Source organism: Succinimonas sp., from assembly GCF_045225735.1.
Lineage (GTDB): Bacteria > Pseudomonadota > Gammaproteobacteria > Enterobacterales > Succinivibrionaceae > Succinimonas.
Genome location: NZ_JBGVBR010000334.1, coordinates 1 through 12,256, shown reverse-complemented (window position 1 = coordinate 12,256; position 12,256 = coordinate 1). Strand labels below are relative to the sequence as shown.

The 12,256-nt window shown below is 50.0% G+C and carries 7 protein-coding genes; 3 read left to right on the top strand and 4 right to left on the bottom strand.

Going from position 1 to position 12,256, the window contains the following annotated elements; all coding sequences use genetic code 11:
• Both ACJROR_RS11905 and ACJROR_RS11900 read left to right on the top strand, forming a co-directional pair.
• On the top strand, window positions 1-1,940 hold a 1,940-nt coding region (locus ACJROR_RS11905), incomplete at its 5' end, for a hypothetical protein (RefSeq protein ID WP_406547217.1).
• A gap of 216 nt (window positions 1,941-2,156) precedes the next feature.
• On the top strand, window positions 2,157-4,832 hold the full coding sequence (locus ACJROR_RS11900) for a hypothetical protein (RefSeq protein WP_406547216.1): 2,676 nt from the start codon (window positions 2,157-2,159) through the stop codon (window positions 4,830-4,832).
• 104 nt (window positions 4,833-4,936) lie between these two features.
• On the opposite strand, the gene ACJROR_RS11895 is transcribed toward ACJROR_RS11900, so the two are convergent.
• From ACJROR_RS11895 to ACJROR_RS11880, 4 genes are all read right to left on the bottom strand, one after another.
• Window positions 4,937-5,272 carry a hypothetical protein gene (locus tag ACJROR_RS11895; protein WP_406547215.1) on the bottom strand — a complete coding sequence of 112 codons (336 nt, stop codon included), beginning with the start codon at window positions 5,270-5,272 and terminating at the stop codon, window positions 4,937-4,939.
• Window positions 5,273-5,494: 222 nt separating this feature from the next.
• Window positions 5,495-7,606, bottom strand: coding sequence for a glycogen debranching protein GlgX (glgX, locus tag ACJROR_RS11890; protein ID WP_406547214.1), 2,112 nt, complete (start codon window positions 7,604-7,606; stop codon window positions 5,495-5,497).
• A gap of 409 nt (window positions 7,607-8,015) precedes the next feature.
• The gene (locus ACJROR_RS11885) at window positions 8,016-9,779 is read right to left on the bottom strand and encodes a hypothetical protein (RefSeq protein WP_406547213.1); all 1,764 of its coding nucleotides are present in this window, start codon (window positions 9,777-9,779) and stop codon (window positions 8,016-8,018) included.
• Between the two features lie 226 nt (window positions 9,780-10,005).
• Window positions 10,006-10,929, bottom strand: coding sequence for an Abi family protein (locus ACJROR_RS11880; RefSeq protein WP_406547212.1), 924 nt, complete (start codon window positions 10,927-10,929; stop codon window positions 10,006-10,008).
• A gap of 569 nt (window positions 10,930-11,498) precedes the next feature.
• On the opposite strand from ACJROR_RS11880, the gene ACJROR_RS11875 reads away from it, so the two are divergent.
• Entirely contained in the window at window positions 11,499-11,936 is a 438-nt protein-coding gene (locus ACJROR_RS11875) for a type II toxin-antitoxin system HicB family antitoxin (protein WP_406039859.1), read from the top strand.
• Window positions 11,937-12,256: the final 320 nt, after the last annotated feature.

The following is a 12,256-nucleotide window of genomic DNA, read 5'->3' as shown; positions in this document are numbered from 1 at the left end:
AAATTAACCAGCTTCTTCAGGACATCATGGCTGAAATCAATGACAAGATGTCAGCCTTTGCGGAAAATGCTCTTTCCTCCGGCAAGGATGCCAATGCCGTCGCCCGGAAGCTTGCGGATATCTATGACAGGCTCTGTTCCCCGGCCACCGGAAATCAGAAAACCGACCGTGCTTTTATGACGAAGATTTTCGGGGAGAACGGCGCTCTCTCCAAAATCAGCAATCTGGAGAAGGCCGAGGATGCGCAGTCCTATGCCAGAACGGATCCGGGGTTCCGCTGCAGCGGCGCCATGACAAAGATCAAAGAGCAATTGCCTGATCTCACTGACAAGCAGCTGGGAGAGATCGTAAGGAGCCTCAGCGGGAGCTACCAGAAGGACATTTCCGATGACGCCATAACGCAGTTTGTCAATATCAAAAACGCCCTCCCCCAGCTGAAAGAAACTCAGCTTTTGCAGGTTTTTGACCATTTAAGCAGCCACGGAACAAAAGAGATCACCCCTGAGGCCCTGAAGCAGTATGCGGACATTTTCAAAGCCCAGCGCTATCTTCTGCTGGCCATCAGGGATCTGGAATCTCATAATCCCCTCCAGGCCATGCGGGGCATTGCGAGGCTTTCCGATCTCCTCCGGCAGGTTACCGGCATGGCCGCTGCTGCTGACAAAACTGAAATGGCCGGACAGATGAAGGAGTTTTTCTCTCATACGGGGCACGTACTCTCCCTCGCCTGCTCCGGAAACAGCATGGTTTTCTCCCATGCCGGCGTCAAGCCCGAGGAGCTCACTGCTCTCAGCGGCCTTAAAACCGCTTTTAAAAACAGCCTGAACACCTTTTCTGCCAGCATGTCTCCGGAGTTTAAGAGCAGTCTTGAGCATAAATTAAGCTTTGCCGAGGCCTTCCTGAATGAAATCAGAGATCATATGAGAACCGGCAGCAACCACACCGGGATCATCGACCCGGATGCGGAGCCCGCTCCGAAAATGAAGGAGACTGCGGATCAGGCGGTAAGGCTCGCGATTCTGAAGGAGGATAAGGGCTTTAACGAAAAACTGGATCAGGCGGTGAACGAACTTAACATGAAGGACGCCCGCTCCCGGGACGTTGCCCGGCTGATGATAAGGGATCTGGTCTTTTGCGGGCTTGCCAAAGACAAAGACCCCATGGCGCATTACGAAAACGTCATCACCGATGTCACCGGCAAAATAAAGGATGATGAAGCATTCCTGAAGCTCCTGTCTTTAGACTCCATGCCCCCGGATCATCTGAAGACCGTGGTGAATAAGATAGCATCAAAGGAAATAATCAGCCGGAGATACGAGGAACAGCTGGAGTCCCCGCAAAAGGCCGTTACTCCCACCGCCATTCACAGCGCCTTCCTGAGAGATATCCTGGGGCCGAATATCAAAATCGGGGACACCGATCTCGACAAATTCCAGGGAGACAGCAACCGCAAGGCCGGCGCGGCGGAGGCCTTCAGCAGTATCGTTCCCGAAAAGTTCCGGGGCTTTGTATCCACCTTCATGATGCAGACCGGGATCCCCAACATTCTCTACCATAACATTTACGATATCGACGTCGCGCCGCAGGATCGCATCCATCCTCTGATACCGGACAGCACAAATCTGACGGAGCAGTCAAAAAGCCGCCTTCAGATCTCTGTCGACGCGCAGCTTGCCATAAACAGGAGAAAAGACGATATCCTGGAAATCAGAACTGTCATAACTCTGAACGGCGCCCCCGGCCGGAACTTTCACGGCATTAAGAACCTGACGTACCTGTCTAATGAAAACAATGACGCCTACCGGCTGAAAACCTTTGAAATGGTGCATACCATTGATCTTAAGGCCGGAGTGGCAGACGAGAAGGGAATTCCCCAGGAGATGAAGCTTGAAAGCCTCACGGTAAAGGATGCCCTGCCGCCCGCGGATCTGGATTTTTAATCCCGCCCCGGAAAACTCCTCTCCTGGTCTCACGCGTCCTCCGGAGGGATCCTCTGGCAAGAGAAGCTTTGTCACCTTTTCGGCGGTAAAACGTTTTCAAAACAGACAGGCTATAATGGGAATATCAGCCTGAGCGGCAAATACTGCTGAATACCCCGCAAAGGAAGAGCCCCGGAAACAATTTCCCCGGCCTTCCGCAATAAGAGGATGCTCGCCATGACCGACCATATTAATCCGGGCGCTTTGAAGGCCGCTGATCTTGAGCGGTTTAATTTCGAGAACGAGAACATCAAAAATACCATGAGCGCCGGCATCAGGAATCTCATGGATCAGGAGGGCGTATTTTCTCTCAGTTCCCGCGGCGATCTTGTGGTGGTCAATCCGCCCAGAAGACGGGATAACTGCGTTTACCGGTTTTTCAAGGGGCTCTTTAACTCCCAGTACAAGGAGCAGCAGCGGCAGTTTGACAAGGTGCCCTTCCTCCAGCGCAATGCTTCCTTTAACGCCGCACTCAGAGAAGCTCTGGCTAAAAACATTGACGCCGGAAGCAATGCGGAAATCCATGCTAATGCCGAGGCAGCTCCGGAAGCAAGTCAGGAGAAGGAAAGACAGGTTTCCGCCCTGCTCACTGATCTCTTCAGCCGGAAAGACAACAAGGTAAACCTTAAGGATGTCAAGCTGATGTCCTCAGCCTTAAAAAACAGCGACGGCAAGGCCGGCATCCGCATCAGGGGCTCCGTGCTGACTCCGGCGGAATTCATCGATAAATACGCCGGCACCAATAACCCCGGCAAGAACGAACGCCTGAGCTATGCCGTGTTATCCCGCATTGCCGCCCATCCGGAGGACTTTGCCTGCCTCAATATGGAGGAGAAGGCTGCCGCCCTGAAAACCCTGATGACCGAACCCAGCATCAAAAACTCCCAGGCCAGAATAAACCAGCTTCTGGAGGACATCTTTGCCGCAATCAATAACCGGATGTCCGCCTTTGCGGAACAGGCTCTTGCCTCCGGCAAGGACGTCTCGGAAACCGCCCGGAAGCTTGGGGAAATCTATAACCGTCTCGGCGCATTCCCTTCCGGAGATGCCAATACGGACAATGGCTTTATGACAAAGATTTTCGGGGAAAACGGCGCTTTGTCCCAAACCGCGGATCTTAAGGAAGCGGATGATGCCAGGGCCTATGCCGAAAAGGATCCGGATTTCCGCTACCAGGGCGCCATGGCAAAGCTCAGGGAAGAATTTTCAGATTTTACCGATATGCAGCTGGAAAACATCGTAAGAGGCCTGAGCGGCGGCTATAAGCGCGACATTACCGAAAACGCCATAAAAGATCTTGCCGCTGTCAAAAACGCCCTGCCCAAGCTGAACGATACTCAGCTTTTACAGGTTTTTGACCACTTAAGCAGCCATGGCACCAGGGAAATCACCCCTGAGGCTCTCCGGCAGTATGAGGGCATTTTCAGGGCTCTCTTCACCCAGATGACAGCCATTCAGGATCTCATGTCAAATAACCCCCTCCAGACCATAGAGGGCATGAACAAGCTAACTGATCTCTTCCAGTCGGTAACCGGCATTTCCCCTGAGACCGCCAATGCTGAAACGGCTGAAAAGATGAAGGAGTTCTTCTCCCATCTGGGCCATGCTCTCCCCCTCTCCTGCGCCGTCAATAACGGTTACACCTGTGTCAGCATCAAACCCGAAAATCTCCCCGCTCTCAGCGGTCTTACCACTGCTTTTAAGAACAGCATTAACAGCATGTCCGCAAAAATGTCTCCGGAACTTAAAAGCAGGCTGGAGCTTAAATTAAACTTTGCCGATGCCTTCCTGAAGGAAATCAGAGACCATATGAGAACCGGCAATAACCACGCTGCCGTAATAGACCCGAATGCGACGCCCGCTCCGGAAATGAAAGAAGCCGCAAACATGATTGTGAAGCTGGCGGTTCTGAAGGAGAATAAGAGCTTTAATGAAAAACTGGACAAGGCCGTCAGCAGCCTGAATCTTGACGGCCCTCAGGCTCAGAAACTCGCCAGAATGATGATCAGGGATCTGGTTTTTTGCAGTATTGCCTATAATGAAATGGATCCCATGACAAATTACAAAGGAATCATCACCGAGGTAACCGACACGATAAAGAATGATGAATTATTCAAAAAACTCCTGTCGGCAGATGCCATGACCGAAGAGCATCTTACCAGAGCGGTGCAGAATACCTTAACAAAAGAGGCTATCAGCAACAGCTATGACTATGAACTGAATTCCTCAAAAAATAACGTTACGTCCACCACCATTCACACGGTATTCCTGAGAGACTCGCTGAGTTCAATCAAGATCGAGGGCGCCGAGTTCGGCAATTTCCAGGACAATGACAAGGTCAAAAAAGATGCGGAGAAGGCCTTTAACAAAATAGTTCCGGAACAGTTCCGGGGTTTTGTATCCTCTTTCATGATGCAGGGCGGAATTTCCAACCTGTTCGTCAAAAACATCAGCAATTCCGATGTAAAACAGGAGGATCGCATCCATCCCCTGTTACCGGAATTAGCTAAACTGTCGGCGGAGTCAGAAAACAGGCTTCGTCTCACTGTCGGAGTCGATAATTCCATCAGAAAGAGAGATGACGGCACCCTGGAAATCAGAACTGTCGTCAGACTGAATGGCGGCCCCGAAAGCAACTTTGACGGTCTTACTGACCTCAGGCACCTGTCCAGCCATGACAATGGCGCCGGCGGCGGCTACCGGCTGAAAGGCTTTGAAATAGTTCATGTCATTGACCCTGCGAAGGGCGTGAAAAACGAGCCCGGGATTCCTAAAGGGGTTCCTCAGGATATGAAGCTCGAAAGCGTCACTGTAATCGAGCCCCAGGATCACTCGGCCATTGACGACTTTTAATCCTTCGGACGGCGCCGCCGAAGACCGCAGAAACAGAAAAGGCCGGACACCATGCCCCGGCCTTCTCCCGATAAGAACTCAGATCCCGAACGGTTTTGTCCCGATCAGCCCATGTTATGACTGCTTTTAAGGATCTTCACCAGACTCTTCATAAACTGCTCATGCTTTTCCAGCTGATCGTTAAGTCCGTCCAGCTCCATGATGAGGCTTTTTCTTTCGTCCTCGCTGTTTTCCAGCCGGCGGGTCACCTCGTTCAGCTTGATAATGGTGGAGGCTAACTCTGCGCCGGTGTCTGCGAGCTCGCGATCCAGATCATGATTGAACTGCTGCAGCTTGTCGATCTTCTGCCGGGCATCATGAAGCTCGCTGGTGAGCTTTTCAATTTTATCGTCCAGTACGCCAGACGAACTCGCGTCATTGTCATAGTCATAGCCTAACATTATGTCTTGTCCCTCTGACTGGAAAAATAAGATTTCTCGTTGCCGGCGCTGCCCCGGCATTGATTGCCCGCTGCGTCAAATCCGTGCTCCGCCCTCCTTCAGGCATCCCGGACAGCGGGTATTTTACCCAAAACCCGCCAAACACGCAAAAGATATAACCGGCCGCCGTCAGGCGCGGAGAATTAGACCGCCGCCCTGCCTGAAACCCCGGGGATCGGGCCCCTATCTCTGCCGGCCGGGAGCCACCAGCACCAGAATGGAGCGGCTTCCCAGATAATAGTTGTGTCCGATGGGGAAATACTCATCCTTTTCCGAATAGATATCATCGGGAGGCGACAAATAGGTATCAATTACCCGGAACCACTTCTGCTTCTCGCCGTGGGGCACCGAAGGGATCTTGATGTGAAGTCCCTCCCAGTAGGCATTGATGAACACGTAATACCAGAGTCCCCGGGTCTCGGAATACACCGTAAGGCCGATGCTGTGGGAGGTATGGCTCCAGTCCGGCTTGAAGGGCTCCACGCCGTGCCACGTAATGGAATTGTTGGCAATGGCCTCCTGCAGCGACTCAAAATCACGGCCCGAATCGCGCCGTTTTCTGCCGCGGCGGCAGCGGTAGGACAGGAGCACCTTGGTGAAGCGGAGCATCTCCTCCGCATCCTTGCCCGGCAGCCAGTTCAGGTAGCTCATCTCCGTGTCCTGACAGTAGGCGTTGTTGTTGCCGTGCTGGGTTCTGAGCACCTCGTCTCCCATGAGAATCATGGGAGTGCCCATGGACATCAGATTAAGCAGCATGAAATTCTTGGCCTGTCTGAGCCGCACCGCCCGGATCCGGGGATCGGCGGTTTCGCCTTCAACGCCGTAGTTATAGCTGAAATTGTAGTCATTGCCGTCCCGGTTGCCCTCGCCGTTGGCCTCGTTGTGCTTTTCGTTATAGGACACCAGATCCCAGAGGGTGAAGCCGTCATGACAGGTGATAAAGTTCACGCTCTTCTGGGGATCGTCATATTTCTCCTTGTAAATATCGGGACTTCCCAGAATGCGGTTTACGAAACGGGAAATCATGCCGTTATCGCCCCGGAGGAAGCAGCGGAGATCGTCCCGGAACTGCCCGTTCCATTCCCGCCAGCGGCTGCCGGCCATGGCTCCCACCTGATAAAGTCCTCCGGCATCCCAGGGCTCGGCGATGAGCTTCACGTCGGAAAGCCGGTTGTCGCAGTCAATGGCCAAAGTGGTGGGGGGATCGCTCAGGGGCTGACCGGTGGAATCCCGGGACAGCACGCAGGCCAGGTCGAAGCGGAAGCCGTCCACATGCATGTCCTCGGTCCAGAAATGCAGACTGTCCTTGATAAGCTGCTTCACCATGGGATTGCTGGCATTCACGGTATTGCCGCAGCCGGTATAGTTGCGGTAGGCTTCGGGATTGTCGGGATCCAGAATGTAGTAGGAGGAATTGTCCAGCCCCTTGTAGGAATAAACCGGCCCCGAGGCATCGCCCTCGGAGGTATGGTTGTAGACCACGTCCAGAAAAACCTCGATGCCGGCCTTATGGAGAGCCTTGACCATGTCCCGGAATTCGTCAATGGGACCGTAGATGTCGTTTCGGGAGGCGTAGTCCCCGTGCACCGCAAAAAAGCTCATGGGGGAATAGCCCCAGTAGTTGCACTTGCCGGGCTGGGCGTCCAGGCTGTCAAACTGGAATACCGGGAGAAGCTCCACGGCGGTGATGCCCAAGGATTTCAGATAGTCAATCTTGGAAATAATGCCGGCATAGGTGCCCCGGATATTATCGGGGAGTCCGGAATTGGGGTTTCGGGTAAAGCCGGCCACGTGCATCTCATAGATAATGCTGGATTTCATGGGATGCAGGGGACGCTTTTCTTCGCGGCCCCAGTTATAGAGGCTCATGTCAATAACCGCGCTCTTGGCGCAGAAATGCAGGTTGGAACCCACGTAACGGCTCAGAGTGCGGTTGTAGTTCTGCGGGAAAACGATCCGCCGGGCATAGGGATCCAAAAGCACCTTCAGGGGATCGAACACGGTGCCGGGCTTGCTGTCGGGCACCTTTTTAACCCGCCAGCCGTAAAGCTGCCGGTCGGTGACGCCATGCACAAAGACATGCCAGTAATAATGGCTTTTATACTCCGCGGATTTAAGTATTATAGAGTCCGGATTGGCATCATCCACATCCTTGAACAGGAGAAGCTCCATTTCAGTGGCCGGCGGACACCAGATCGCAAAATTTACTCCGCCCTGCTCCACCGTAGAACCGAGTATGCGGCTGTGTCCCCGGGATATTTTGTATTTGCCGGTCATAAAAACCCCTGCTCCCAAAAAACGGCTCCTGCCCCGCTGCGCCGGGAGCGCCGGAAACCGCATTAATTTCATAAAAACTCAGAAACCGGCAGATCCGCCGGCGTTTCACAAGAAGAATCCGTAACAGGCTGTAATAAGTATAATAATTATTATCGATATATCCCGACAGCATACATCTTACCATAACACGGACGTTTTAAGGAAAGGGACGCCGTAAATAGCAACCTGCGTCACACCGCTGATAAAACTGGTTTTCCGGATTGTGAATACCGTCCCGCCTGATTACAAACTCCCGCGGGCCGGACAGTGTTTTTGGGGATTTTTTGGGGTTTTGGAGGAACGGAGCCGGCAAAAATAAAGCGCCGGAGGAAGGAATACCGGGGGAAAAAAGACAAAATGCCGGGATCAGGAACAGACAAAAGGCAGTTCAGCTTACAGCGGGATTTCCGGCAATTTTCAGAGTGAAGGATGATATTTCGCGGTCGATGCTTTGTTCAGACAGCCCCAGAGCCTTCAGGACGGTCTTTTGTCTGAGGGTTAATGCGTATCTCCTTATGTAAGCGTTTTGGGATGCGCGGGAGCATTCAATCATCTCCAGATCATTAATTATTTCGGGAGCCGCGAAGCCGGAGGGACTTTCAGTTTCCGCCTGAATTCTTCTTCCGATCTCCGTGAGCCGCTGCCACAGGATGGCGGAAAGAAACATGAGATGAAGCTTGCCTGAAAGAGCTTCACGGGCATGGATGGAACAGCCGGCCGGGGTTTCAAAATCCATGCTCCGGCTGATGCTTCTTATGAACCCGGCGAGACTGTCCTGGCCGCGGCAAATATCCAGGACTTTGCCGGCATCCTCTTCCTTTGCGGTCACGATGCAGAAGAAGCCATAGGAATCCAGCTTCTTTCTGACCGCTTCCTCTTTAAGAGCATACCCGGCAAGCAGCCTGATTTTTTGGTCCTTGCTGTAATCCCTGCCGTTATCCTTGCCGATCTGTTTTTCCGGTTCCGGGATTTCCGCGATTTCCAGCTGAAACCAGGGAGCGTATTCCGAAAGACGGGCATTCTCCGGGAGTCTCGTATTCACCAGACTGTCAAGATTTTCCTTAAGAGCGGCAATCCGGGACTGGAATTGCCGGCGGCCGAGGCTCCCTCTGACATCATCATAATACACATGAAAACACCGTTCCCGGCCGAACAGGGAGCGCCTTGCCGTGATGCCGGAAACGTCATGACCGGCAATGAAGAGGGAGGGATCGTTTTTAAGCTTTTCCGCATGCTCTGAAATAAGATCGCGGATAAATGCCATGTCCTCCCGGGCCCTCATTATGAAATCATCGCCCCGGTCATCAAGCTGCCTGAAAACAGACTCGGCGCAGCATTCCCGGTCAAGCAGGAATCCCGGGTTACGGCAGCCGCAATCAGAGATCCTTTGCAGCATGGCGGCGCAGGCGTTCATATCTTCAATGCTGCCGGGACAAGCCTCCCAGTCCAGCGGAACGGCCTCCTTCCCGCTTACCGCAAGCGCGAGATTAATCTCCGGTCTCAGGTTATCCTCTTCGAACGATCCCCATCCGGCCGGGGCGCTTTCTCCCGCTCCTGAACATCCCGCCCTGATGAATCCAAGGTAAATCATGTCCGCATTGCCGCTATGGGCTTTCTGCCACTCCCGGAGCATTTCATGGCGCTTGTCTTCGTCCGCGGCTTCCTTTAAAAGCTTCCGCAGCGCAGCATCGCTTAATGGCTCACCGCTTTCCGTAACGCGGCGGCGCCAGAAGGACTCGCCGGGAACAAAGGATGCCGGCTGAGCAGTGATGAGATACTGCATGGCGTCAAAGATCCTTCCGGCATCCTTCGCGCCATAAACGTTTTCCAGAATCCGCGTCAGGCCTTCCTGGTTCGCAATATGCCGGAGAACGGCATACGTTCCGATTGTCAGGGTATCTGACAGCATCGGCGGTTCGGGGAGCATTGCGGCCCTGGCAATAATGCCGGGATAATACCGCTCAAAATTCTCGTTGGGCCACATGAAAGAGCTGTCATCATCGCAGAGCTTCCCGATGCATTTCTTTACATCTCTGTTGTACTTCTTTTCCGGAACATAGACCGAGCTTACGACATGGTAGACATACCTGCTGTCATTCCGCTTGAAAAGCTTTGTCCCTTCCGGTCTCTTAACCCTGACGCTGATCAGCATGGGCGATACCCTGATATTCAGTTATACTCTGCCTTCCGTGATGCTGTTTTCTGTAACTGAGTGGCACCTGCACTATACGCCATCTATATCCAGCAGTCAGTCTATCCGAAGATGCCTCACTGCACGGAATTAAACAGAGCCCCCCAGTGCTTCAGGATCTCTGTAGCCAGCGAACCGCAGTGAAGGGCCTTCCCTTTCCAGCTATTCAATAATTGCTTCTGCTGTTTTATAATACTGCATTTTTAAATCGTAAAATTTCTTCTTGCCAATTATCAGTAAATCCCATAGGTTTTATCGAAAAATACGATTTTTCAGTTTGTGATTTTAACAATTCTGATATTCTATCAAGCCATGTTGAAGAAGAGCCCATTTTATTCACAAGAAACCAAAGAATAGCAATATTACCACTCATTCTATTTAGAGACTGTCTCTGCAAACTAATCTTTTTAAAATAATCTATCTGTGGGATGCTCAAACAAGTATGCGACACCTGATTCCATATCCTTGTATGATGGGCACACCTATTTCTCAAAATATTAAGTTCCCTCAACCAATTATTAAGTATATCTGGCGTAAGATTTCTATCAATTCTTCCACAAATTTTATTTTTGTATTTTCGTCTCAGCATAGAGAAATATCTGGACATCAAACCGAAGTCCCACACTTCCGTTACAACCCATATGGGTATTTCACGATTTAAGTTATGATGCCAAATAATACAATCCTCATATGATCTATCAATATGGTTCTGATTATCTGAAACCCATCTATCCCAAGCTGATGTTGTGTTATTGCTATTTAATAAGAATTTACTATCAATATATTTATCTTCTTTGTAAACCAAAGGATCAGACTTTCCCATTTCATAGGCAATTAACGATCTGATAAAAACTTCTATACGTTCTAAAGCATCTAGCATAAGCAAACGAAGAGTTTTATCAAAAAGATATAAATCAAAAACATTTTTAAATTCCGTATTTGGAATAAATCTATCAAGTCGTTTTGGAATTTTATTATTAGATGAGTGGTAAATTATGTTGCCATTACTATCTTTTGCAATTTCTCTAAATATATACCAAAAACCACTCAATCTATAATAGCTAACTTCTGCAAGTTTCTTTTGGGCATAGTGAAGATCAGAAAATACCATACCTCTATCTTGCAAAATTTGAATCTGTTTACTATATGTCTGAAACGGTTTGGGAAGGAAGTGGAGGAGGATTTGTATTACACATGGGAAGGTTCTGTGACGATGATGGCCTGCACATGACAACAATGCACGAAGCTTCGTTGCAGAGGAACAGGCACGATTGGGAGCTATTGTACCGTATTCCTTTTGAAAATCAAGATCAGTATCGAGACTTTTTGACAATTAGCAAACAAATCACACTTTTGTATAGACATTGCTTTATTTATAAACAAATTGCTTTATAACAATACTCAAAGGTCAATAACGCTTTTAACTGCAGGAGAAAGGGAGATTCAAAAAGCGAGACCTTGAGAAAGCGGTACGCGCATGAATAGCGGAGTAAGACCCGCAAAAAGTATGAAACACAATAATAAGTGTTTGATAGATAAGCAAGAGCGGACACATACTCACCATGCCGCATCATTGAGAGATTGACAATAATAAGCTAAAAGTCATTATCAGACAATCCAAAATGCGATCAGAACAAGCCTCGAAAATGAGGCTTTTTTCCAAAGGGGACTATATAGAAAATGAACATTAACGACTATCTGAAGTATTCCGCCAATATCAGAAAGGGGAACCGGCTTTTCATTGTCAGCATCGACGGCAGTGGGTGGGAAGGAGCTTTAAGTCAGGGACGTAACATGGAAGAAGCCCGCATGATGGCAAGGGAGGTTATCTATGACTATATTGAAGGTCTTGTGGAATTTAAGAAAAGAATCCCTGTTCCTGCTGTAATTGATGATGGCAGCCGGTTTATTGTTGATGTCGGCTATGACACCGCCTTGAAGATTATGCTCAGAAATACCATGACTGATTTGATGGTAAGACCGTCTGAGCTTGCCAGAAGACTTGATGTCAGCAATCAGAGGCTTAACAGCATCATGAGCTTCAGAAAAACTACGGGGCTTAATGCTCTGGCAGACTGTTTTAATGCTTTGGGAAAACCGCTTTGCATTACTGTCTGATTTTACCGCTGCAGCACTTCGTTTTTGACAGTGACGATAATTTCAGCGTTGCTTTTCTATGCTTCGGGGCTGCTTCAGGATGAAAACATTCCGTTGATTTCGAATTCTTCTGTATCCTGCAGCTTGTCCGTCATGATTCTGAAAAAGGGTCAAAGTAACTGATGAAGGGGTAAGTATGGTAAATCTGTTTCAAAATGAATGTTCCTTGAAGAATTGAAGGACAGGATACTCCCTAAGGAACTGTCTCAAAATAAAATGTAATTCTTCTGAGACTTATTCAGACTGGAAACTGCTTAATTCGAGTCTGACCTAAAACAACT

What these genes read in the sequence shown, in the direction of transcription:
- ACJROR_RS11900 (WP_406547216.1), top strand. Translation starts at nt 2,157, where the DNA reads ATGACCGACCATATTAATCCGGGCGCTTTGAAGGCCGCTGATCTTGAG.
- ACJROR_RS11895 (WP_406547215.1), bottom strand. Translation starts at nt 5,272, where the DNA reads ATGTTAGGCTATGACTATGACAATGACGCGAGTTCGTCTGGCGTACTG.
- ACJROR_RS11885 (WP_406547213.1), bottom strand. Translation starts at nt 9,779, where the DNA reads ATGCTGATCAGCGTCAGGGTTAAGAGACCGGAAGGGACAAAGCTTTTC.
- ACJROR_RS11880 (WP_406547212.1), bottom strand. Translation starts at nt 10,929, where the DNA reads ATGGTATTTTCTGATCTTCACTATGCCCAAAAGAAACTTGCAGAAGTT.
- ACJROR_RS11875 (WP_406039859.1), top strand. Translation starts at nt 11,499, where the DNA reads ATGAACATTAACGACTATCTGAAGTATTCCGCCAATATCAGAAAGGGG.